Consider the following 24,226-nt stretch of genomic DNA (forward strand, 5'->3'; position numbering starts at 1 on the left):
CACAACGTTCATATAGTTGTGTGCTTGACACTGATTTTTTTATGGATTCCAGTATTGCATGCTGAAATAACATCAAAGAATACATTGTTAACTTCTTACTCAAATAATGGTTAATAAAAGAGGTATATTTCTATACCTGTTCTATCTGAACCTCAATTATAGGTCTTTTTAGTAAATATTCCTTTAAGATACTCAATATTGAATTTTCAATCTTATTTTTAATTTTTTTTGTTGGCTGCAAACTAAACAACGACTCAACTTTCTTGACAATTTTCTGTATAATAGCTGCATCTTCCAGCGCTTCAAAAACACCAGGTACAAATACTTTTGGTTTAGTAAGCAATTTATTTTTCTTGTTTACAACTGCTGTTACCACAATAACTCCAGCATCTCTCATTCTTTTACGCATTTTTATAACACTGCACTCCGGATGACGTAGCAGCGTACCATCAATACCAAAGTAGTCAACATCAATTGAATCAACTTTTTCTCCGTTCTCCAAATTAACAATATCACCTGGTGCAATCATTATTGCTTTTGCCACACCGCACTCTTTAGCAAATTTTACATGTGCATGCGTGTGAATATATTCGCCGTGAACTGGAATAGACATCTTTGGTTTTATTAAAGAATACATTTCCTTCAGCTCTTCTCTTGTTGGATGCCCAGAAGCATGAACATGCTCTGTTTTTTCAGTAACAACTTCTACCACCATCTCAATAAAGGCATTGAGCATGTTGTGCGCACGAGTTTCATTTCCAGGAATGATTTTTGACGAAAAGATCATGGTATCACCTTGCTGCATTTTAAATGCTTGATGACTCTTAGCAGCAAGTCTTGCGGTAGCTGCCAGTGGCTCACCTTGACAACCTGTGCAAAGTAGCACCAGTTCTTCCCTTGGAAAATTTACTGCTTCCTTTGCTTCAAGAAACTGAGGAGAATCAGTTAAATAACCACTATCTTGCGCAACTTTCACTATTCTCCATAAAGATCTACCAAGTAAAACTACTTTTCTATTTAGTGCTTTTGCAGCTTGGCTTATCGTTTCAATTCGTGCCACATTTGAAGCAAATAGCGAAACAGCAACTAATTTTTTAGACCGCTTTATTATGTTATAAATATTATTATAAATTTCACCTTCTGACTCAGGGTGATGCTTGCTTAATATATTGGTTGAATCGCAAATTGCTGCAAGCAGGTCACCTTTATCGCCAATTTCTTTTAGACGCTCCATATTAGAAGTTAATCCAACAACAGGTTTTGGATCAAATTTCCAGTCTCCGGTATGGAGTGCACTACCCATTTCAGTGCTAATTAATATTGAATTTGCCTCAGGAATTGAATGAGTTACATTTATAAACTCGATGGTAAAAGGACCTAAACTTGTGCTGCCATTTATGTCCACCTCTTTCACAGGCACTATACCTTCTAATCGAAATTCTTTTAGTTTCTCTTTAAGAAAATTAACCGTAAACTTTGTTGTATATATGAAGCACTGCAACTCTTCCCACAAGTGGGGCACTGCACCACAGTGGTCCTCATGTGCATGTGTAATTATTATTCCAAGTAAATCTTTTTTTCTTTGGGCAATAAAATCTATATCAGCAATGAGCAGCTCAACACCTGGCATAGTTTCATCTGCAAAACCAACACCAAGGTCGACCATAATCCACTTACCTTGGTAATGATATAGGCTAACATTCATCCCGATTCTTCCCACTCCCCCAAGCGGAAGAAATAAAAACTCATTTTTGTTTATATTCATTAAATTTAAATTATCAAAACCTGAGGATAGCAAAACTTCGACCTTAAATAAAGAAATTTATTGCTTTTACATAGTTTTAAGAAACTAAGAAGTTTCTGTTGGCTAATAATAACACTATTGTTAAGTTTTTCATCAATAAGGTCAAAGAATTGCAGGATTAAATGTGAAAACCCGTAAACAGTTATTCCTTCATGCCATTTAGCAGATTTCTTATTTTTTTTTTACTTTACTAAAAAACCCTTCAGATTGCTGTTGTACACTTGCATTTTCCTCTTCTTCAAGCGCTTTTAATAGTTCAATTTGCTTTTTAGTTAAATTTTTTGGATTTAAAGTCTCAACTATTACCTGTACATATAAATCACCACGAGCATGTGAGTTCATATATGGCATACCATTTTCCCTACAACGTAGTTTGGTACCAGTTTGAGTGCTTTCAGGGACCTTTACTTTTATTTTAGCTCCATCAATTGATTGGACACCGATTTCACCACCAAGCACTGCTAGTGTCATTCTTATAGGCACTTTACAGTGTAAATCTGTTTTATTTCTAGTAAAGATTTTATGGGAAATTATTTTCACGTATACGTATAAATCTCCACTTTTTCCACCTTTTGTTCCAGCTTCTCCTTTACCACTTATCCTTACCTTAGCTCCTTCTTCTATGCCTTTTGGAATTGAAACGGATATATTTACTTCATCTCTTCTACGTCCACTTCCACCACATTTCTTACATTTGTTTTGTATTATTTCTCCTTCCCCATAGCATGTAGTACATGTTCTTTCGATGGTAAAAAAGCCTTGTTGAGTTCTAATCCTACCGCTTCCCTGGCATGTGTGGCACTGAACTGGTTTAATTGCTCCTTCGCCACCTGTGCCTTGGCATGCATCACATTTTACATTTGTCACATAATGTATAGGCGCTTGTATTCCTTTAAATGCATCTTCTAAGGTAATTTCAAGATCATAACGTAGGTCTGCTCCAGATACTCCTGTTGTACTTCTTTTTGCTCTCGATCTACTTGCACCACCACCGAATCCTCCACCAAAGAAGTCATTGAATATGTCGCTAAAATCTCCTGCAGAGCTGAAGCCTTGAAACCCACCAGAAGCACCTTCGTGGCCATAACGGTCATAGCCTGCCCTTTTCTCAGAGCCAGACAGAACTTCATATGCAGCTGTTACTTCTTTAAATTTTTCCTCTGCTTCTTGATTGCCAGGATTTCTATCAGGATGATATTTTAACGCTAATTTTTTATACGCTTTTTTTATCTCATCAATACTGGCATTTCTGCCTACTTCCAGCAGATCATAGTAGTCTTTTTTGCTCATATATAATAGTTTAGTGCTTAACCTTTAAAGATAGGTATTACATATATTAATTTCAAGTGTGACTTCTGTTTCCTATAAAATGTGGTGCACCCTGAGCGACTTGAACGCCCGACCTTTTGATCCGTAGTCAAATGCTCTAATCCAACTGAGCTAAGGGTGCTTTCACAAAGTTAACTTTAGCAGATTTTGTGGCTTGATTCAATTAATTTGGCTAAAAATAAAACTGTTAATTTTTATTACGCGTGAACCCCTCACAATCCCCACACTGCTGTTCCGCATTAGGACTATAAAATTCACTATAAAGGAGGAGCGCTTGGATAAGAGTAAGGAGGAGGTGGGCCATAAGTTGGAGAAGTATCCCGAAGACCTTGAAAATAGCTTTTTACCTCTCCTTTAGCCTTCTCAATATTATTTGATTCTTCCTCATGCTTCATATGAAAAGCTAAACCACCAGCAAAACACACAAGAGAATTAACACCAAGGATAACTAAACCCCACACTGGTAAGACTGGGTAAACAGCACAAGCTACCAAAGCTGCCAAAGGAACAGCGCCAACTGCAAATTCTATATTCCTAAGCATCTTAAGTTTATTATCCAGGTAATCTATTTTTTCTTCTTTTCTAGCCGTTTTTCTGCTGCTGTTATACCAAAAACACATACCAGCATGTAAAACAATACACACAACTGCAGCTACTATACCTAAAGCTAATAGTTTTCTACTGTCTTCTGAGTCTACTTGTCAACTTGAGCCCAACTTAATACCCAGTCAATATCCTTTCCACCAGCTCTTTTACTGTCGGTACATAGCCATTCTCATAAAACGGATCTTGCTTGAATTTATATACATTATGTCCGGAAAACATGAGTTCGTTCTCAATATCACCATCGTGTATAACGTTTTGCAGTGTTTTTTGTATGCAAAAACTACGCGGATCTGGCTTCCGACCTGTTGAATGGTCACCATGATCTTTCCAATTGCTAAACAAACAATGACTTAAGCATCCCATACAATTGATTTGATCTTGTCTTATCTCTGCAAACTTGCCTGGCGTCACAAAAATAACAGTTGTATCTGGAGTTTTCATTGCTTCTGTATACCCTGCTTTAGTCCATGTATTTGCCAGTTCTTTGTCTTTTGCAGTAAGGTAGATCTTTCTACCTCTGCTACCCATTGCAAATTCATTATTAAATTCTTCGCTAGCATTTTCTGAAAACTTTATTTGACGTGAATTCCGTTCCTGCAACTCACGTATGAAGTTATTTTTTACTGCAGATGAGTAAAACCCTGTTGGACTGAATTTATTTAAAAATACATCACCTTCTTCTAAAGTGAGTAGCTTCTTTTTCCACTCTGCAGAAATTGGACTTTCTTTCGTCAAAAGTGGACGAGTGCCAAACTGAAAAGCTATTGGTCCAATTTGCAGATTGTCAAACCAATGTTCCCAATCTTTCAAATGCCACACTCCTCCTGCCATAACAATTGGTGTTTCTGAAAGACCGATCTCGTTCATGAAAGATCTAAGCTCTGCAACTCTTTCAAATGGAGCCTGTGGTAGCTCTGGGTCTTCACTGTTACTCAGTCCATTGTGCCCTCCAGCAAGCCATGGATCTTCATACACTACTCCACCAAGCAAATAGGAAGATATTCTTTGGTAAGCACGCTTCCATAATGCTTTAAAAGCGCGCACCGATGAGATAATAGGGTAATAATAAACCTGATATTTAGCTGCAATTTCTCCAAGCCTATAAGGCATACCAGCACCGCAGGTAATACCATGAATCAAACCTTTCGCTCCTTCTAATATGCCATGAAGCACGCGTTCTGCTGCTCCCATCTCCCAAAGTACATTCATGTGTATTCTTCCATGACCTTTTGATATTTCATTTGCTATTCTTGCCTGACTAATTCCAGCTTCAATACTATACTCAATCAATTCACTATGCTTTTCATTTCTTGTTTTGCCTTTGTAAATCAGCGGCACTAACTCGCCATTATCATCAATAAGCTTAGCATTTGCACCAGAAAATGTACCCACAGCATCTGCTGCAGCAAATGCTCCGCTTGATCTTCCATCACTAACTGCAACGCCTTTGCCGCCCTCGATGATTGGCCACACTTCCTTTCCTGAAATTACTATCTTTTTTATCTTATTTTTCAAAACTTCCTCGCAATCTTTCACTCTATTTTACTTAATTACTAAAAAAATGATAGCTGTTTATTTTTTCTTGTATCATCAGAGCCTCTATAGCTAACAAAGCCTATCCTATCCACGCTGCACAAATATTGTAGTTTGAGAGCAGTTCCAACCGGAAGGGTGTCACCCAAGTAGCCTCTTTTTGTCATGCAAGTAGCTGACATATAACTGTACGAACATTGAGATATAAGAGTCAAGAAAAAAGATGTCATCCCAGTGCCCAGACACTGGGATCCAGGAAAATTGATTGTGCACTATACAACATAAAAGCTGGATTCCAGACTGGAATGACACCACCTGCAAATTGCAATGTTCGTATAGTTATAGCATTTCTCATAATAGTCCGAACAGGTCATAGGAAGGCAGAATCAACAGCACGACGAAAGGATTCGAATAGAGGAATGTTTTTCCTAGCTCTGTTTTTTATAGCAAACCAATGATGCTCAATTTTGTTGAAATCTGGAGAATACGGCGGCAGATACAAAATTTCTGCACCAACTCCTCTAGCAAGCTCGATAATCTTACCAGACTTATGAAAAGTAGCATTGTCAAGAATGACAGTCTGTCCAGGTTCCAAGATCGGTGTCAAAAATTGCTCAAACCATCCATTAAAAACATCCATATTACAGTGGCCTTCAAAGGTTAATGGAGCAACTATCTTTCTTCTACTTAAGGCTGCAACCATACTGATTCGTTGAGTTTTCTTTCCAGATTTTAGGCCATAAAACCGCTGTCCTTTCTGGCAATACCCATATGGATAGTCCTCTGTGTTATCAATGCCAGACTCATCTATATAAACTAAGTTTTCTGGTTCTTTTGTTGCTATAATTTTTAAGAATTCAGCACGTTTTTCTTCGTTTCTTTCCTTGTATCCATATGTCTTTTTTTGCGCGTAAATCCAATTTTTCTGAGAGCTCGGTGGATCGTTTGGATACTAACGTTGCCCCAAAGTTTAGCCATTTCCGACAGAGTCTTTCCTCCGTTTTCTCTGGCAAATTTAGCAAAGGCATCCCAGTCGGTAATTTTGTGATTGTAACCTCCATTTCCAAGTTTTTTTGATTGAAAGTCTCCTGTTTCTTTTCTTCTTTGCTGCCACTCCCATAAAGTAGTTCGTCCAATTTTAAATCTTGCTGCCACTGTTTCTCTGCTTCCTCCCTCCTCTAGCGCTTCCATTGCTTTTTTCCTTAAGTCATAACTATATGCTGCTGGCACTCAACCTCCTTATCATCGTCTATCCTTATCTTATCACATCCGGACTTCTATGAAAAGAGCTATATGTGCTTGACACTGGGATCTAGAAAATCTAGTTAATATATATAGAGAAACCTTAGCTATAGTTTCGAAAGAAGTCTAATCAACTATGTTTTTTGATATATGATTATAGGTCTAACAGGCGGAATTGGGGTAGGAAAGAGCTTTGTAACTAATTGCTTTCAAGAGTTTGGTGCTGCTGTATTTGATGCTGATTCTGTTGTACACCAACTTTATAAAGTGGATAAAAGCATAATAAGTTATGCAGAGAAAAATTTTCCTGTAGTGGTGGCAAATGGTGAAATAGATAGAACAGTACTGTCTAAATATTTCTTAGCCTACGATGAAAACTGGAAACAATTTCAATCTTTGGTTCACTCTGCTGTGCTGCGTGAATTAGAATTTTTTATTGCTAAGGAAAAAAAGATCGATAGAAAACTTTTAGTTTTAGATGTGCCGCTTCTATTAGAAACAAAATTCTATTTATATTGCAACCTTATTGTTTTCGTCCATGCAGATAGTGTTGTGCAAGCTCAAAGACTCAACGAACGCAACATAGATAAAGAAAAGCTAAATTTAATCTTCAATGTTCAGTTATCTATTGAGGAGAAAAGGAAGATGAGTGACTTTATTATCGATACCAGTTTAAGCAAAGAGTATGTTTTTTCTCAAGTAAAAGATATAGTGGATTCATTAAACCTAAACACGTAGCTCTACGTCATACCGTCACTTGGCCGCTAACAAGCAGCGGAATGATGGTTGTCAGGGTAGCTGTCATCCCAGCAGCCTCCCCTGTCATCCCAGTGCTTGACACTGGGATCTAGCTTTTTGGTAATTTTATCGAAAATGTTTGCTCTTTTACAATCAATTTTCCTGGATCCCAGTGTCTGGGCACTGGGATGACACCCTACTTAACCGTCATACCGTGATTCATTCGCGGTATCTCTTAGCATAGATCCCGCTAACACGTAGCAACTGTTCTCCCTTGTCATACCGTCACTTGGCCGCTAACAAGCAGCAGAATGACGATTGTCGATAAATCTAAGTTACTTTAGCAACAGTTGTTCTCCACCAAATTACTCTGAATTTTAGTTGTATTATTTGCGGATTTCACTGCTGAAATCTCAAATTTTGAGCTTGTGTTCAAAAATGATTCAACTGACCTGCCAAAAAAATCATATCTCCACCCCTTGAATAATTTATCTGTCTGTCCAGATATTGACCCGGTTAACTCATCTTTTGAAGAAACTAATTTCCTTGATATGTTACTTTCTTTACATTTACTATCTAAAATAATTGAGAGTATATCAAGTACAGATTTATCATAATTACTCGATAAGGTGTTGTTTTGCTGCATCCAATTTCTCTCATTTTCATTAAAAATATTCACAAACTCTAGTAAATCTGCATCTTTTATATTTTTTGTATTCCTCTTGAGATCATCTAAAATCTCATCAACATGCTCTACATTTTTTTCAATAAAATCAGCTATTACAGCATTATTGATTATTTTATTACGGTTCATATTATAGCGCTGTGCTAAGGTTTCTTGCCACTCACTAACTGCTTTAACAGTTAGTATCAATCTTGGATTTACTTCATAATTAAATTTAATCCTCTTCCATGCATCTTTTGGACTATGTAAATACTTATTCATATCAACTATTGAGTCCATCTCTTCTTGAAACCAACCCATCCTATTATTTTCTTCAAGTTTATTGCACAATATTTGGTATAGGTCATATAGGTGTACCACGTCGTTTACTGCATAATCTAACTGATCTTCGGACAACGGACGCCTTAACCAATCTGAATTTTTAGCTTTAATTTTATCCAGTGCTATCCCTTGATATTGCTCCACTACTTTTGAGTAACCAATGAAGTCATGATAATAATGACAAAACATAGCAGCAACTTGGGTATCAAAAATGGGAGTGGGAATACATTTAAACACAGTGAGTAAGGATTCTATATCCTGCCGGCAGCTATGAAACACTTTGGTTATCCCCTGATTTAGCATTATTTTCTTAATGAATGATAAATCAATTTCTGGCACTAATGCATCTACAATAAAACTCTTCTCTCCGTAAGAAATTTGAATTAACGATAATTTTGGGTAGTAGATTAAATTATTTCTAATGAACTCCGTGTCAACTGCTATAAATTTCGGCTTTTTTGCTATCAACCCCTCACATATGTCCTCCAGCTCCGACGTTGTATTAATTAACATATGTTTTTTATTCAGTGGTTCTACTTTACCACTTATATTAAATTTTTGCAATTAATGACTTCTTGCAGAACTTTCTATCACTCATTGGCATCACACAAATAGCCTTTTCCATTCCAATCCCAGTGCTTCCTTCTCCTGTCATCCTGTTGCTCCTTTCTTGTCATCCAGCCGCGAACCGTCATACCGCGATTCATTCGCGGTATCTCTAGATCCCGCTAATAAGTAGCGGGATGACGGTTGTCAGGCCAGCGCCCCTATGATGTCATCCCAGTGCCCAGACACTGGGATCCAGGAAACTTATAGCATTTCTCATAATAGTCCGAACAGGTCATAGGAAGGCAGAATCAACAGCACGACGAAAGGATTCGAATAGAGGAATGTTTTTCCTAGCTCTGTTTTTTATAGCAAACCAATGATGCTCAATTTTGTTGAAATCTGGAGAATACGGCGGCAGATACAAAATTTCTGCACCAACTCCTCTAGCAAGCTCGATAATCTTACCAGACTTATGAAAAGTAGCATTGTCAAGAATGACAGTCTGTCCAGGTTCCAAGATCGGTGTCAAAAATTGCTCAAACCATCCATTAAAAACATCCATATTACAGTGGCCTTCAAAGGTTAATGGAGCAACTATCTTTCTTCTACTTAAGGCTGCAACCATACTGATTCGTTGAGTTTTCTTTCCAGATTTTAGGCCATAAAACCGCTGTCCTTTCTGGCAATACCCATATGGATAGTCCTCTGTGTTATCAATGCCAGACTCATCTATATAAACTAAGTTTTCTGGTTCTTTTGTTGCTATAATTTTTAAGAGCCTGTTCATAATCTTTTCAGAAGTAAGGCAGTGAAAGCCAGAACGACCATTTGTAGGCTAGTATTGAGTTTTCGCTCACAATTTTTCCACAATCTTCTACATTTTTCTAACCAAGCAAAAGATCGCTCCACAACCCATCTTTTGGGCAATACAACAAAGGAATGTAATTCATTTCTTTTTATCACTTCAACGGTTGCACCAATAATCGTTTTTATTTGAGTTGCAAAATTCTCTCCAGTATAGCCTGCATCAACCAGTACATTTTTAACTCCCGAGAGGTTTTCTTTTGCATTTTCGACCATTCTCACAGCACTGCTACGGTCAGTTATCTCTGCTGTTGTTATATAAATTGCATGGGGCAAACCTTGCGTATCTACTGCAATATGGCGTTTTATTCCTGAAATCTTTTTGCCTGCATCATAGCCTTTTTCTTCAGCAGTATCTGCATTTTTTACACTCTGTGCATCAATTATGCAGAAGCTGGTTTTTTCTTTCCGACCATTGTTTTGTCGGACCACGCCAACTATTTTTTTTTAACACCAGCTCCAGAACACTTTCTTTATCTGCATCTGGTTTTTCACTCCACTTCTTAAAATATTCGTAACAATTGCGCCATTTTGGAAACTCTTTTGGTAGCATTCTCCACTGACAACCGCTTTTCAGAACGTATAACACTCCACAAAATACATCATACAAATCAAGTTTTCTTGGTTTTGTTTTTTTCCTACAGGACTCTAGATCTGGTAACATAATCTCAAATCTTTCCCGACTTATATCACTTGGGTATAAACTCCTCATATATCCTAACTTATATATATTATCTCTTAGTTTATTCCTTTCTTGAGATCATGTACAGGTTCTAAGAATTCAGCACGTTTTTCTTCGTTTCTTTCCTTGTATCCATATGTCTTTTTTTGCGCGTAAATCCAATTTTTCTGAGAGCTCGGTGGATCGTTTGGATACTAACGTTGCCCCAAAGTTTAGCCATTTCCGACAGAGTCTTTCCTCCGTTTTCTCTGGCAAATTTAGCAAAGGCATCCCAGTCGGTAATTTTGTGATTGTAACCTCCATTTCCAAGTTTTTTTGATTGAAAGTCTCCTGTTTCTTTTCTTCTTTGCTGCCACTCCCATAAAGTAGTTCGTCCAATTTTAAATCTCGCTGCCACTGTTTCTCTGCTTCCTCCCTCCTCTAGCGCTTCCATTGCTTTTTTCCTTAAGTCATAACTATATGCTGCTGGCACTCAACCTCCTTATCATCGTCTATCCTTATCTTATCACATCCGGACTTCTATGAAAAGAGCTATATATGCTGCTGGCACTCAACCTCCTTATCATCGTCTATCCTTATCTTATCACATCCGGACTTCTATGAAAAGAGCTATAATTGCAAGTAATACATTAGGTTTGGTGAGTATGGGTTTTGCGTTATAGAATGAAGCACTTTTGGTGAATTTATAAAGAAAGCTGGATCCCAGTGTCAAGCACTGGGATGACACCCTACTAGCGGAAGTTACTCTCAAATGTTTGTTCATGTTAGCTACAAACATTAAGAAATTTACCAAATGAAAAAAAGGCACACGAAGCCCTATTCATTGTCTATTTTCAGTATTGGCGTTTTTTAAGTCTTAAACACTGCAATTTAGCTGCTTTTAATTGCAACTAACTTACGCTGCAAATGTTTAAGAAATTTACTAAGCAGAAAAAAAAGGCATAGAAAACCCGCAGTAGCTAGTTATTCACTCTCTATTTTAAAATTTGACGTTGGGTGATGTCTTAAACGCTTTATAAGCGCTTTTCAGCTTATGTGGGTAAAAACCCAAAATTTTTATAAAGACATAGTATGCACATAGTGCAAAAATTAAACAATAGTACGCCGAATACAAGTCTTCTTGTCGTTTTAATCTGCACAGATTGGGAAGTTAAATAATATAGCTTCAGTTTCATGATAAGGGGACTGGCGGAGTTTGTAAAGTAATTTTTTTCGTTTCTATAGCTACTACCACGATTGTATAGGTAATTCTTCACTTATAATAATGATTCAAGCCTTTAATTCCTCAAATATTTCACTTGCTCTATTTAAAACAGAATCAGGAAAACCAGCAAGTTTTGCTACATGTATTCCATATGACTCATCTGCAATGCCTTCAATTACTTCACGTAGAAAGATAACCTCTCCGTTCCACTCTCTTATTTTTACACAAAAACATTTCACGTTCTTCAAGTATTTGCTTACTTTAGTTAATTCATGATAATGAGTTGCAAAAATGGCGCGGCACTTATTTACATTGTGAATATGTTCAATCACCGCCTGTGCAATAGATAATCCATCATACACCCCTGTGCCCCTACCAATTTCATCAAGTATCACCAAGGAACGATCTGTTGCCTGATTTACTATCGTTGCTGTTTCGATCATCTCTACCATGAAGGTAGAATAACCAGCTGTTATATTATCCGTTGCGCCAACCCTGCTGAATATCTTGTCAATCACTCCAATATGCGCACTCTCTGCTGGCACAAATGACCCCATGTGAGCTAAAATTGCAATGAGAGCGTTTTGCCTCAAGAAAGTGCTTTTTCCAGCCATATTAGGACCAGTAATTAGATGTATACCAGCTAAATTGATGCTATTTGCAATGAATTTATCGTTAACTTCAACCACTGGATGTCTTCCGCTACAGATATTGAATTCTTTGCTGTCATCAATGATGGGTTTTACGTAATTATTTTGCACTGCAAGCTCTGCAAACGCGGTTCTAATATCAAGTTTTGCCAAAGCATTTGCAGCAAGAGCAATTTTTTCAGATTCTTTAGCGACTTCACTGCACAGTTCACTAAAAATTTTCATTTCTAAGCCGATTGCAGCATCACGTGCCGTAAGAATTTTATTTTCTAGTTCTTTCAATTCATTAGTAGTGTAGCGCATGCTATTTGCTAAGCTTTGCCTATGAATAAATATATCCGAAGTTATTTTGTGATTTGCCGACACTTCAACGTAATAACCGAGTATGTTGTTATGTAATATTTTAAGTGCAGCAATGCCAGTTAGGTCGCGATAAGATTCACGGAGTTTGGTTATTAGTTTATTACTATTATTTAATATGTAGGATAATTCAGATAATTCTGAGTTGTATTTTGAGTGAATAAACCCTCCTTCTTTCACGGAACTGAGGTTATTATCAAGTATAGCACTATTTAACAGTTCAAATAGGTCTTTATGATTGCCAAGGCTTTTATGTATTGTGCTTAGTTCACTCTCGTCTGATTTTACTGTCATTCCAGCGCGTGACGCTGGCTGGATCTCAGTTTGGATGACATATTGTTGTGGGAGAGATCCATTTTCACCTGATTCAATTTTACATAAGAACTCAGACAACTCTAAAGTTTTTCCTAGGCCTATTTTTAATAGGTTCATATCCTTTGGTGAACCACGCCCTAGTATTAAGCGCGATAAAGACCTTTCAATATCTGGAATGTTAGATAATATCTCTCGTATTTTTCTGCGTGGCTCATGATTATTTACAAAAAATTGAGCGGTGCTGAGCCTCAAATTAATTGCCTTAGAGCAAGCAAGGGGTGAAGCGAGCATTTGTTTGAGCAGGCGTCCACCAGAAGCTGTTACTGTGTGATCAATAACTGAAATTAGTGAACCTTTCTTTTCACCAAATTGAGTTGAAAACAACTCAAGATTTCTCCTTGCTGAAGCATCAATAAGCATGAAATTTTGTTGCTTATAGGTTTTTGGGAATTCAAGCCTTGGAATGGAGCCCCTTTGTGTTACTCTGACATATTCAAGCAGTGCACCACACGCCATGATTTCTACTTTGCTGAAATTTCCTATACTCCCAAGTTCCCTGATTTTATAAAACTCGCATAACGTTCTGTGAGATTTACTATACTCAAAAAAGCTCTGTGCGTGTTGCGTAATTGATATTTTATAATTTTTTAAAATCGATCTAATTTTTTCGTCCTCAGTGAATTTTTCAGAAATTAATAATTCTCTTGGTGATATACGCAATAAATCACTATCTAGAGCTTTCAAACTCGTTAAAGTGTGAAAAAATTTTCCCGTCGATAATTCAAGCCAACTAATAGCATATTCGTCATTTTGTTCAACTATAGACGCGAGATAATTATTGCTTTTATCCTCCAGTAGTGAATCTTCTATAATTGTACCTGGAGTTACAACTCGCACTACATCACGTTTTACTATGGATTTATAGCCCCTCTTTTTTGCTTCATCAGCAGTTTCTAATTGGTCACAGATTGCTACTTTGAATCCTAAATCTATTAGCTTGTGCAGGTAAGACTCACTACTGTGTGCTGGCACTCCACACATTGGTATTTCTTGCCCACACGAATTACCTCTCTTAGTGAGCACTATATTCAGCAATTTCGCAGCTTTAATAGCGTCATCGAAAAACAATTCATAAAAATCTCCTAGCCTATAAAATAGCAGATGATCCTTGTATTGAGCTTTCAGGTTCAAATACTGCTCCATCACAGGGGTGTTTTTTTCTTTTACGAAGCTCATAATATTTTTTAATATATTGTATTGATAAACGTTATTATAGATTATATTGCACATGTGAATAACATAAATTTTAAATAGGTGTATAGAGGGAAAAATTTAAAACAATTAAATTTCTTGGATCCAAGTAGTCAGGACACTTGGATGACATAAAGAGTAGGAGTATTTGATGACAAAAAAGCAAAAACACAGTTGTCATTCCAGCGCGTGACGCTGGAATCCAGCTTCTATGCAACCTCATCAAAAACATTCATTTAGTGTAAGATCAGCTACTTTCCATGCTAGTTTGCTTGTAAACAAGCAAACTTTTCTGGATCCCAGTGTCAAGCACTGGGATGACACCCTCCTGCTAGACAATGTTCATACAGTTGTAGAATGAATCGCGGTATATATACTTGGGTCAGCTATATGTAGGTTGTGGCCCCTTTTTACCATTTGCAGCAGTTGTATCATCAACAGATATTTCAGAGCTAACAGTGCTAATAGTTTTTTCTATCGCTTTAGCCTGTTCATAGTCTTGACTCAAAAAATACATGGCCAGCCCAACAGCTATACTAGCAACAAGAACAGATGCTATCATTACACCTAGTATCATACCACCAGAAAGACTTACTGCAACACACACACCAGCTCCAAGTACAACACTAAGAAAACCACCAATTATCATGCCAGGCACTAAACTGCCTATCATAGCGCTTTCTTTTTTCGTATGAGCTTGTTTTTTCATACTTTTAATAAGCACTTTTTTTGTTTCTCCTTGAGATAAATCTAAAGGAATTTTATTATCCGCATTTTGTATCAAAGGATTTGCACTATATGTAACAAGAAGGGTGGTTATTTCTTCAGTTTTATTACCTATAACTGCATGATGTAGTAATGTATTTCCCTTTTCATCTTTAAAGTTTATATGAGTACGAAATTCTTCATCTAGATTTCTTATTGGGTTGTTTTTTGCATATATCCTAGATTGTATTGCTTTATCTAAGCATTGTATTACTTGTTCTAGTGATTGCTCGCCAGAATTTTGTACAAAATGAAGCAGAATTTCGTGTACTATCGCTTCCTTTGTAGTTTGTGGGCATTGTAAAGCGTAATTAAATGTCTGTGTAGTGATAACTTCTTCTTTTCTTTTTTTAAGAACAACCCTTAAATCTTCAATCGCCTTTTCACCATCTTTTATTCCAAGAATTATTGAATCCAAATTATTCATCATGCTATCCTCCTTGGTTTGATTGCATTACTCATTAATAAATAATATAATAAATCCTGCTAAAAGTCAAGCAATTAATTAATAAGTTAATATAATCCTCCAAAAGGAGCTCCTTACTTTTGGTTCAGCATGTCCATCGGATCAGACTCTTTAAGCTTGCTGTTTGCTGAATTTATTCATCACAATAGCTACAATGTGCTATCGAAGTTCTCTGTAATCTTAGTTGGTTCTTCTAGAATATTCAAAATATCAGTTGCACAATAAACCCGATCTCTCTTCCCTTGAGAAGTTTGTGAAACGATGCCTAAATCTTCAAGCTTTACGATTGCTCTTTGGGTTGTTGTAAATACGACACCTAAGTTTTCAACCACTTTCCTTATAGTAAAGTAAGGGTTTAAAGACTATTAACTAAGTCATTGTCCCATTCAAATTTTGGTGGCAAGGGGCTTGGTATAAATGCCTGATAACCAGCGAATACTTTACCTGATGGTGATCCTTTAATATACATTCATTCAACCTAGCACACTATTTTTATAGTATATATTATTTTCAAATAAAGTCAAAAATGAAAATAAGGCTTTATCTTGTTTGCGTGCATGAAAATAAGAAATTCTCTTATTATTGATTTTGCTCAAAAACGAAAATAGAAGAAGCTGCTGAACTTTATATATCCTGTTTTTCTGGAGAACTGCTATAAAACTTCTGAGTGAAGTCACTTAATTTTTACACATCTATTGTAGAGTAAGAAGAGCCGAATTTGAAACAAAAATGCTAACTGATGCTTGGACTTTACTGACACTTACACTACTTGAAATTATACTTAGTGTAGACAATTTAATCTTTATTTCTCTAGCAATAGATAAGGTACCAAATGCGCTGAGAGAAAGAGTGCGCCTTATGGGCCTTGGATTAGCACTATTAATGCGTTTTGTAATACTATTTTTTACATCATCTATATTGTCAATGCAAAAACCCATATTTCACACTGCATCGCTAAATATTTCAGCAAGGGATTTACTTATGATCGCAGGGGGATTATTCCTTATTGTTAAAAGCTCTATAGAGTTATGGGATGACATCTTTGTATGTATGAAAAATAAAAAGAAGGCAAACGTTAAATCAAAATTTTTTTTAGTTGTGCTACAAATTATACTAATAGATTTAGTTTTTTCGGTTGATTCGATATTAACTGCTATAGCATTAACTTATAACATGCTAATAATTGCTACAGCATTTACATTTTTCATGCTAGCAATGCTGTTTTTATCAAGTTATACCGCCCAGTTAATCAAATCTAACCCAGGCTTAAAAATAATCGCCATTTTATTTATTTTACTTGTCGGTGTGTACCTCATACTTCATGGATTTCATATAGAATTACCAAAAGGATATTTGTATTCTTCATTTATGTTTGCACTGCTTGTAGAAGTTATAAGAGCCTGTTCATAATCTTTTCAGAAGTAAGGCAGTGAAAGCCAGAACGACCATTTGTAGGCTAGTATTAAGTTTTCGCTCACAATTTTTCCACAATCTTCTACATTTTTCTAACCAAGCAAAAGATCGCTCCACAACCCATCTTTTGGGCAATACAACAAAGGAATGTAATTCATTTCTTTTTATCACTTCAACGGTTGCACCAATAATCGTTTTTATTTGAGTTGCAAAATTCTCTCCAGTATAGCCTGCATCAACCAGTACATTTTTAACTCCCGAGAGGTTTTCTTTTGCATTTTCGACCATTCTCACAGCACTGCTACGGTCAGTTATCTCTGCTGTTGTTATATAAATTGCATGGGGCAAACCTTGCGTATCTACTGCAATATGGCGTTTTATTCCTGAAATCTTTTTGCCTGCATCATAGCCTTTTTCTTCAGCAGTATCTGCATTTTTTACACTCTGTGCATCAATTATGCAGAAGCTGGTTTTTTCTTTCCGACCATTGTTTTGTCGGACCACGCCAACTATTTTTTTTTAACACCAGCTCCAGAACACTTTCTTTATCTGCATCTGGTTTTTCACTCCACTTCTTAAAATAGTCGTAACAATTGCGCCATTTTGGAAACTCTTTTGGTAGCATTCTCCACTGACAACCGCTTTTCAGAACGTATAACACTCCACAAAATACATCATACAAATCAAGTTTCCTTGGTTTTGTTTTTTTTCTACAGGACTCTAGATCTGGTAACATAATCTCAAATCTTTCCCGACTTATATCACTTGGGTATAAACTCCTCATATATCCTAACTTATATATATTATCTCTTAGTTTATTCCTTTCTTGAGATCATGTACAGGTTCTAAGAGCCTGTTCATAATCTTTTCAGAAGTAAGGCAGTGAAAGCCAGAACGACCATTTGTAGGCTAGTATTGAGTTTTCGCTCACAATTTTTCCACAATCTTCTACATTTTTCTAACCAAGCAAAAGATCGCTCCACAACCCATCTTTTGGGCAATACAACAAAGGAATGTAATTCATTTCTTTTTATCACTTCAACGGTTGCACCAATAATCGTTTTTATTTGAGTTGCAAAATTCTCTCCATTATAGCCTGCATCAACCAGTACATTTTTAACTCCCGAGAGGTTTTCTTTTGCATTTTCGACCATTCTCACAGCACTGCTACGGTCAGTTATCTCTGCTGTTGTTATATAAATTGCATGGGGCAAACCTTGCGTATCTACTGCAATATGGCGTTTTATTCCTGAAATCTTTTTGCCTGCATCATAGCCTTTTTCTTCAGCAGTATCTGCATTTTTTACACTCTGTGCATCAATTATGTAGAAGCTGGTTTTTTCTTTCCGACCATTGTTTTGTCGGACCACGCCAACTATTTTTTTTTAACACCAGCTCCAGAACACTTTCTTTATCTGCATCTGGTTTTTCACTCCACTTCTTAAAATAGTCGTAACAATTGCGCCATTTTGGAAACTCTTTTGGTAGCATTCTCCACTGACAACCGCTTTTCAGAACGTATAACACTCCACAAAATACATCATACAAATCAAGTTTCCTTGGTTTTGTTTTTTTTCTACAGGACTCTAGATCTGGTAACATAATCTCAAATCTTTCCCGACTTATATCACTTGGGTATAAACTCCTCATATATCCTAACTTATATATATTATCTCTTAGTTTATTCCTTTCTTGAGATCATGTACAGGTTCTAAGCAAAATAAAGAAAATGTAGTGTGTAGATATAGCCTCACTCAAGCAAGATTTTCCTATGCGTCATACCGCCGCAGTATCTCAGTCGCTAACACGTAGCGGGACGACGGTTGTCAGGCTAGCCTGTCATCCCAGTGCCCAGACACTGGGATCCAGGAAACTTAATTGCAAGTGTAGCTCTTTTCATAGAAGTCCGGATGTGATAAGATAAGGATAGACGATGATAAGGAGGTTGAGTGCCAGCAGCATATAGTTATGACTTAAGGAAAAAAGCAATGGAAGCGCTAGAGGAGGGAGGAAGCAGAGAAACAGTGGCAGCAAGATTTAAAATTGGACGAACTACTTTATGGGAGTGGCAGCAAAGAAGAAAAGAAACAGGAGACTTTCAATCAAAAAAACTTGGAAATGGAGGTTACAATCACAAAATCACCGACTGGGATGCCTTTGCTAAATTTGCCAGAGAAAACGGAGAAAAGACTCTGTCGGAAATGGCTAAACTTTGGGGCAACGTTAGTATCCAAACGATCCACCGAGCTCTCAGAAAAATTGGATTTACGCGCAAAAAAAGACATATGGATACAAGGAAAGAAACGAAGAAAAACGTGCTGAATTCTTAAAAATTATAGCAACAAAAGAACCAGAAAACTTAGTTTATATAGATGAGTCTGGCATTGATAACACAGAGGACTATCCATATGGGTATTGCCAGAAAGGACAGCGGTTTTATGGCCTAAAATCTGGAAAGAAAACTCAACGAATCAGTATGGTTGCAGCCTTAAGTAGAAGAAAGATAGTTGCTCCATTAACCTTTGAAGGCCACTGTAATATGGATGTTTTTAATGGATGGTTTGAGCAATTTTTGACACCGATCTTGGAACCTGGACAGACTGTCATTCTTGACAATGCTACTTTTCATAAGTCTGGTAAGATTATCGAGCTTGCTAGAGGAGTTGGTGCAGAAATTTTGTATCTGCCGCCGTATTCTCCAGATTTCAACAAAATTGAGCATCATTGGTTTGCTATAAAAAACAGAGCTAGGAAAAACATTCCTCTATTCGAATCCTTTCGTCGTGCTGTTGATTCTGCCTTCCTATGACCTGTTCGGACTATTATGAGAAATGCTATAATACATTGGGTTTGGTGAGTATGGGTTTTGCGTTATAGAATGAAGCACTTTTGGTGAATTTATAAAGAAAGCTGGATCCCAGTGTCTGGGCACTGGGATGACACCGTCATAAAGGAACCAGTGTCAGCTACTTTCATGACACCCTCCTGCAAATTGCAATGTGTGTACAGTTATGCGCGTGATGCTGGCTCATGATTACTCCCACTCGATGGTTGCGGGTGGTTTGGAAGTTATATCGTATACAACTCTATTTACTCCGGGAACATTATTAACAATTATACTGCCAACATTCTGTAAAAAATCCCAAAATACTAGCAAGTGTTGATCCTTATTTTCAAATGGAAATGCATCAGCTGTCATACCATCAGACGATGTTACAGCCCTTAAAGCACAAACATATCCGTATGTACGACCATCTCCCATGACGCCTACAGTTTTTATTGGTAATAATACAGCAAAAGCTTGCCATATCTTATCATATAGATTGTAATTTTTCATCGTATTAATATATATTTCATCTACTTCTTGCAATATTTGCACCTTTTCTTCATCGACCTCACTTATAATCCTCACTGCAAGTCCGGGTCCTGGAAATGGATGTTGAAATATTATCTCATCTGAAAGCCCAATTTCCTTTCCAAGTAGCCTTACCTCATCTTTAAAGAGGTAACGTAAAGGCTCCACTAGCTTCAGGTTCATCTTTTCTGGTAACCCACCAACATTATGGTGAGACTTAATTGTACTAGTGTTGTCTGAGGCATGCCCTGACTCAACTACATCAGAGTAAATGGTACCTTGCATCAAAAAATCTACATCACCTATTTTTTTTGCTTCTTCTTCAAACACTTCAATGAAAGCGTTACCGATGATTTTTCGCTTTTCTTCTGGATCAGTTATTCCCTTCAACCTACTCAAAAATAAATTTGATTTATCAACGTAGTTTATCGGAATCTCTTTCAACATAGCAATGGTCTGGTTCTTGCGTAACAACCCAGTATCGATAAAAATACAGTTCAATTGTTTTCCTATAGCTTTATGTGTGAGAGCCGCTGCAACACTTGAATCAACCCCACCACTTACTGCAGCGATTACTTTTTTCTCTCCTACTACATTTTTGATTTCTTCCTTCTGTTTTTCAATAAACGACTTCATTGTCCAGTCTCTTTCGCAATTTGCAATATCCAAGAAGTTAGAGAGCAATTTACTGCCATTTGTTGTAGGCTTAACTTCAGGATGGAACTGAGTACAGTAAATCTTCCGCTGTTCGTTGACAATCATTGCAATTGTTTGATTTATCACACCTGATGCGATAACAGTAAATCCCTGTGGTATAGTATCAACACTGTCCGCATGGTTCATTAATACATCCACTTCAGAATTAACATCCCAGGTATCCTTTATAATGGGGGATTCTTTTAGTATCTTGATTTTAGTTCTGCCAAACTCCTGTTTAAAACTCTCTTTTACTTTTGCTCCAAAATAATGACAAATGAGTTGCTGTCCATAGCATATTCCAAGTATAGGAACGTTTGTTGCTTCATTAAGTTTTATAATTTCATGTACTACTCTACTTGTTTCAGAACAATTATCATTTACAGATTGTGGTCCTCCAGAGAGAATAAACCCATTGAATTTTGATATTGTTTCAAAACTGATGTTGCTTGGAAATATCTCACAATAAACGCCCATTCCTCTTACTTGTCTTGCGATAAGCTGTGTAAACTGTGAACCAAAATCAATAATGGCAATTGCTGACAATTTGCTCCTCCATATTATTTAAAATGATATCTGATAATAAAGAAAATAATGGAGTAAGTAAACCAAGACCTCTTTAAAAGCTTTAACGTGTGGTGCAAGTTAGCTATATAGCTAATTTTCCTACACCATACCGCCGTGGCGCTAACTAGTAGCGGGATGACGATTGTCAGGCTAGCTGTCATCCCAGTGCCCAGACTACTTGGATCCAGGAAAAAAATGATGTCATCCAAGTAGCTGACACTGGGATCCAGGAAAAAGAATGGTGTCATCCCAGTGCTTGACACTGGGATCCAGGAAAGTTTGCTTGTAAGCAAGCAAACTAGCACAGAAAGTGGTTACAACATTTTCGATGAGATTATATGGAAAACTGGATTCCAGTGTCACGCACTGGGATGACAAAAAAAGGAGCACTGGAATGACATCACAGGAGCACTGGAATGACACCATTTTCGGTCTCTTAAATTGCTTTAGCCACAAACATTAAGAAATTTACCAAACGAAAAAAAAGGCAAAAGAAGCCCTAGTCATTGTCTATTTTCAGTATTGGCGTTTTTAAGTCTTAAACGCTGCAATTTAGCTGCTTTTAAATGCAACTAACCTTAGCTTTAATATTTAAGAAATTTACCAGGCAGAAAAAAAAGGCATAGAAAACCCGCAGTAGCTAGTTATTCACTCTCTATTTTAAAATTTGACGTTGGGTGATGTCTTGAACGCTTTATAAGCGCGTTTCAGCTTATATAGGTAAAAACCTAGAAATTTGATAAAGACATAAGGTACACATAGTGCAAAAATTTAAGCATAGTACGCCAAATACAAGTTTTCTTGTCGTTTTAATCTGCACAGATTGCGAAGTTAAATGAAATAGCTTCACTGTCATGATAAGGGGGCTGGCGGAGGGTGTCAAGCAAGTTTTTTCGTTTCTATTCCCAATAAAAGTGCGTTATATGGTTATGCAAGAAGTCTATTTACCCATTCGCTTAACTTTCTCTCTACTTTTTCTGAGTAAGGCCGCTATTGGCATGACAGACATTCATCGTAGTCAATATCTGTTTTTTGTTGCAATATTTCACTTTTTTTGAATATGTCATGCGAGACCTTATCGGCTCTCTGCATTGATTGTGATCTGCAGTAATATAAGCTCTTCAATCCTTTTTTCCAAGCAAGCATGTGTATTTTGTGCAAGTAACGTTTATGTACGTTGGCAGGTAAGAACAGATTTACTGATTGAGATTGACAAATGTACGAAGTTCTATCACTTGCATGTTCTATAATCCATCTTTGGTCAAGCTCGTACGCTGTTTTAAATGTCAATTTTTCATGCTCACTAAGAAAATCTAAATGCTGAACGGAACCCTCGTTTGTTGAAATTGAAGACCATATTTTATCATTGTCTTGATTTTTTTCTGCTAATAGTTTTTGCAAGAATTTATTTCGCACTACAAATGAGCCTGTAAGTGTCTTTTGTATGAATACGTTTGCTGCATATGGTTCTATTCCAGGAGAGGTATTACCTGCAATAATGGAGATCGAGGCAGTAGGAGCAATAGCGAGTTTGTGTGTAAACCTTTCCATTAGATCAACTTCTTTGGCATCAGGACATGCCCCCTTTTCTCCTGCTAATTTTTTAGAAACTATATCTGCTTGCTCGCGTAAATACTTAAATATTTTTTTATTCCATTGTTGTGCTGTTACTGATTCAAAAGGAACCATTTTGCTTTGTAAAAATGAATGAAAGCCCATCACACCAAGACCAATACTGCGTTCTCTTATTGCAGAATATTTTGCTCGCTGCATTTCATTCGGTGCTTTATTTATGAAATCTTCCAATACATTATCAAGAAAGCGCATTATATCTTCTATGAAGAGTTTATTGTCTTTCCATTCTTCGTAGTACTCAAGGTTTACGGATGATAGACAACACACAGCAGTGCGTGACTTATTCAGGTGATCATAACCTGTGGTTAAAGTTATTTCACTGCATAGATTTGACATCTTGATGTCTAAGTTGAGCTTTTTGTAAGATTCTGGCTTATTGTTATTTGTTACATCAAGGAAAATAATGTAAGGTTCTCCAGTTTCAACTCTTGCTGTTAATATCTTGATCCATATATCCCGCGCTTTTACAGTTGAAATAACCTTATTGTTGTGAGGGCTTATTAAATTCCATTCTTGATCATTCTCAACAGCCTGCATAAATTTATCTGTTACTATTACAGCATGATGTATATTTAACGCTTTGCGATTTGGGTCACCGCCTGTTGGCTTGCGCAAATCCAGAAACTCTTCTATCTCCGGATGAGATACAGGAAGATAGACTGCTGAACTTCCTCGCCTTAAGGATCCCTGACTAATTGCAAGCGTTAGAGCATTTTGCACCACAATAAATGGAACAATTCCTGATGTTTTGCCGCTACCCTTTACGCTTTCGCCTATTGAGCGTAAATTTCCCCAATAACTACCTATTCCACCACCACGTGCAGCAAGCCAAACATTTTCATTCCATAGATCAACTATTCCCTGCAAGCTGTCTTCGGTTTCATTAAGAAAGCAAGAGATAGGTAACCCTCTCTTAGTGCCACCATTGCTGAGTATTGGTGTTGAAGGCATGAACCACAAGTTGCTCATGTAGTCATAAAGACGCTGCGCATGTTCTTTATTATCAGAATAGTAATTAGCAATACGTGCAAAGAGGTCTTGATAACTTTCATTTTCTATTAAATACCTGTCTGATAGAACTGCTTTTCCAAAGTCGGTTAATTTGCTGTCCTTTGCGTAATTAATGGTAATGTTATTCATAAAGTTCCTTTTATTCTTTTATTATATATAGGTACTTAAAAGTCATTTTGAGCGAT

18 protein-coding genes, 1 tRNA gene and 2 pseudogenes are annotated in these 24,226 nt (G+C 36.9%); 4 read left to right on the forward strand and 17 right to left on the reverse strand.

Annotated features, from left to right (window positions below):
* Positions 1-130: 130 nt before the first annotated feature.
* The 6 genes from ABWU71_RS03430 to ABWU71_RS03455 all read right to left on the reverse strand — a co-directional run bounded on the left by ABWU71_RS03430 (position 131) and on the right by ABWU71_RS03455 (position 6,502).
* A complete protein-coding gene (locus ABWU71_RS03430; RefSeq protein ID WP_353284793.1) occupies positions 131-1,765 on the reverse strand; it encodes a ribonuclease J in 1,635 nt (544 codons plus the stop codon).
* Positions 1,766-1,975: 210 nt separating this feature from the next.
* Positions 1,976-3,094, reverse strand: coding sequence for a molecular chaperone DnaJ (gene dnaJ / locus ABWU71_RS03435; protein WP_353284794.1), 1,119 nt, complete (start codon positions 3,092-3,094; stop codon positions 1,976-1,978).
* Positions 3,095-3,176: 82 nt separating this feature from the next.
* Positions 3,177-3,254, reverse strand: a tRNA-Arg gene (locus ABWU71_RS03440).
* 136 nt (positions 3,255-3,390) lie between these two features.
* A complete protein-coding gene (locus ABWU71_RS03445; RefSeq protein ID WP_353284795.1) occupies positions 3,391-3,777 on the reverse strand; it encodes a hypothetical protein in 387 nt (128 codons plus the stop codon).
* A 73-nt stretch (positions 3,778-3,850) separates the two neighbouring features.
* Positions 3,851-5,254: an NAD(P)H-dependent flavin oxidoreductase gene (locus tag ABWU71_RS03450; RefSeq protein ID WP_353284796.1), complete on the reverse strand. Its 1,404-nt coding sequence runs from the start codon at positions 5,252-5,254 to the stop codon at positions 3,851-3,853.
* Positions 5,255-5,642: 388 nt separating this feature from the next.
* A protein-coding gene (locus tag ABWU71_RS03455) for an IS630 family transposase (protein ID WP_353284076.1) occupies positions 5,643-6,502 on the reverse strand; the annotation gives its coding sequence in 2 pieces (ribosomal slippage) (positions 5,643-6,178 and positions 6,178-6,502; 861 coding nt in all).
* Between the two features lie 162 nt (positions 6,503-6,664).
* Between ABWU71_RS03455 and coaE the strand changes: the two genes are divergently transcribed.
* Positions 6,665-7,252, forward strand: coding sequence for a dephospho-CoA kinase (gene coaE, locus ABWU71_RS03460; protein WP_353284797.1), 588 nt, complete (start codon positions 6,665-6,667; stop codon positions 7,250-7,252).
* 340 nt (positions 7,253-7,592) lie between these two features.
* Here the strand turns inward: coaE and ABWU71_RS03470 are convergent, their stop codons facing one another.
* The 4 genes and pseudogenes from ABWU71_RS03470 to ABWU71_RS03485 all read right to left on the reverse strand — a co-directional run.
* Positions 7,593-8,771, reverse strand: coding sequence for a ribonuclease D (locus ABWU71_RS03470; protein WP_353284888.1), 1,179 nt, complete (start codon positions 8,769-8,771; stop codon positions 7,593-7,595).
* Positions 8,772-9,099: 328 nt separating this feature from the next.
* A pseudogene (locus ABWU71_RS03475) lies at positions 9,100-9,585 on the reverse strand (IS630 family transposase); the annotation flags it as partial.
* A gap of 5 nt (positions 9,586-9,590) precedes the next feature.
* A protein-coding gene (locus ABWU71_RS03480; protein WP_353284447.1) for an IS5 family transposase occupies positions 9,591-10,383 on the reverse strand; the annotation gives its coding sequence in 2 pieces (ribosomal slippage) (positions 9,591-10,118 and positions 10,120-10,383; 792 coding nt in all).
* Between the two features lie 59 nt (positions 10,384-10,442).
* A pseudogene (locus ABWU71_RS03485) lies at positions 10,443-10,825 on the reverse strand (IS630 transposase-related protein); the annotation flags it as partial.
* A gap of 49 nt (positions 10,826-10,874) precedes the next feature.
* On the opposite strand from ABWU71_RS03485, the gene ABWU71_RS03490 reads away from it, so the two are divergent.
* Positions 10,875-11,015, forward strand: a complete 141-nt coding sequence (locus ABWU71_RS03490) for a hypothetical protein (protein ID WP_353284798.1) — start codon at positions 10,875-10,877, stop codon at positions 11,013-11,015.
* A gap of 607 nt (positions 11,016-11,622) precedes the next feature.
* Here the strand turns inward: ABWU71_RS03490 and mutS are convergent.
* From mutS to ABWU71_RS03505, 3 genes are all read right to left on the reverse strand, one after another.
* Positions 11,623-14,118, reverse strand: coding sequence for a DNA mismatch repair protein MutS (gene mutS / locus ABWU71_RS03495; RefSeq protein WP_353284799.1), 2,496 nt, complete (start codon positions 14,116-14,118; stop codon positions 11,623-11,625).
* 397 nt (positions 14,119-14,515) lie between these two features.
* Positions 14,516-15,325, reverse strand: a complete 810-nt coding sequence (locus ABWU71_RS03500) for an ankyrin repeat domain-containing protein (protein ID WP_353284800.1) — start codon at positions 15,323-15,325, stop codon at positions 14,516-14,518.
* A 188-nt stretch (positions 15,326-15,513) separates the two neighbouring features.
* Positions 15,514-15,696, reverse strand: coding sequence for a hypothetical protein (locus ABWU71_RS03505; protein ID WP_353284801.1), 183 nt, complete (start codon positions 15,694-15,696; stop codon positions 15,514-15,516).
* 397 nt (positions 15,697-16,093) lie between these two features.
* On the opposite strand from ABWU71_RS03505, the gene ABWU71_RS03510 reads away from it, so the two are divergent.
* A complete protein-coding gene (locus ABWU71_RS03510; protein WP_353284802.1) occupies positions 16,094-16,774 on the forward strand; it encodes a TerC family protein in 681 nt (226 codons plus the stop codon).
* Here the strand turns inward: ABWU71_RS03510 and ABWU71_RS03515 are convergent.
* Both ABWU71_RS03515 and ABWU71_RS03520 read right to left on the reverse strand, forming a co-directional pair.
* A protein-coding gene (locus tag ABWU71_RS03515) for an IS5 family transposase (protein WP_265023453.1) occupies positions 16,769-17,561 on the reverse strand; the annotation gives its coding sequence in 2 pieces (ribosomal slippage) (positions 16,769-17,296 and positions 17,298-17,561; 792 coding nt in all). The two genes, ABWU71_RS03510 and ABWU71_RS03515, sit on opposite strands and share 6 nt — an antisense overlap.
* Before the next feature lie 73 nt (positions 17,562-17,634).
* Positions 17,635-18,427, reverse strand: a protein-coding gene (locus ABWU71_RS03520; RefSeq protein WP_353284116.1) for an IS5 family transposase whose coding sequence is annotated in 2 segments (ribosomal slippage) — positions 17,635-18,162 and positions 18,164-18,427 — 792 coding nt in all. Because the reading frame shifts where the segments join, the coding sequence is not laid out codon by codon here.
* A gap of 299 nt (positions 18,428-18,726) precedes the next feature.
* Between ABWU71_RS03520 and ABWU71_RS03530 the strand changes: the two genes are divergently transcribed.
* Positions 18,727-19,586, forward strand: a protein-coding gene (locus tag ABWU71_RS03530) for an IS630 family transposase (protein ID WP_353284803.1) whose coding sequence is annotated in 2 segments (ribosomal slippage) — positions 18,727-19,051 and positions 19,051-19,586 — 861 coding nt in all. Because the reading frame shifts where the segments join, the coding sequence is not laid out codon by codon here.
* Positions 19,587-19,811: 225 nt separating this feature from the next.
* Here ABWU71_RS03530 and guaA read toward each other — a convergent pair.
* Positions 19,812-21,374: a glutamine-hydrolyzing GMP synthase gene (guaA, locus tag ABWU71_RS03535; protein ID WP_353284804.1), complete on the reverse strand. Its 1,563-nt coding sequence runs from the start codon at positions 21,372-21,374 to the stop codon at positions 19,812-19,814.
* A 1,011-nt stretch (positions 21,375-22,385) separates the two neighbouring features.
* Positions 22,386-24,170, reverse strand: coding sequence for a ribonucleoside-diphosphate reductase subunit alpha (locus ABWU71_RS03545; RefSeq protein WP_353284805.1), 1,785 nt, complete (start codon positions 24,168-24,170; stop codon positions 22,386-22,388).
* Positions 24,171-24,226 lie beyond the last annotated feature (56 nt).

The sequence above is a fragment of the Wolbachia endosymbiont (group A) of Lasioglossum fulvicorne genome, assembly GCF_964028605.1.
Taxonomy (GTDB): Bacteria; Pseudomonadota; Alphaproteobacteria; order Rickettsiales; family Anaplasmataceae; genus Wolbachia.

Bases quoted from the DNA above. Each gene is read 5' to 3' on its own strand.
- mutS (WP_353284799.1), bottom strand. From the start codon at position 14,118: ATGAGCTTCGTAAAAGAAAAAAACACCCCTGTGATGGAGCAGTATTTG.
- ABWU71_RS03470 (WP_353284888.1), bottom strand. From the start codon at position 8,771: ATGTTAATTAATACAACGTCGGAGCTGGAGGACATATGTGAGGGGTTG.
- ABWU71_RS03545 (WP_353284805.1), bottom strand. From the start codon at position 24,170: ATGAATAACATTACCATTAATTACGCAAAGGACAGCAAATTAACCGAC.
- ABWU71_RS03430 (WP_353284793.1), bottom strand. From the start codon at position 1,765: ATGAATATAAACAAAAATGAGTTTTTATTTCTTCCGCTTGGGGGAGTG.
- ABWU71_RS03500 (WP_353284800.1), bottom strand. From the start codon at position 15,325: ATGAATAATTTGGATTCAATAATTCTTGGAATAAAAGATGGTGAAAAG.
- dnaJ (WP_353284794.1), bottom strand. From the start codon at position 3,094: ATGAGCAAAAAAGACTACTATGATCTGCTGGAAGTAGGCAGAAATGCC.
- ABWU71_RS03510 (WP_353284802.1), top strand. From the start codon at position 16,094: ATGCTAACTGATGCTTGGACTTTACTGACACTTACACTACTTGAAATT.
- ABWU71_RS03490 (WP_353284798.1), top strand. From the start codon at position 10,875: ATGAAAAGAGCTATATATGCTGCTGGCACTCAACCTCCTTATCATCGT.
- coaE (WP_353284797.1), top strand. From the start codon at position 6,665: ATGATTATAGGTCTAACAGGCGGAATTGGGGTAGGAAAGAGCTTTGTA.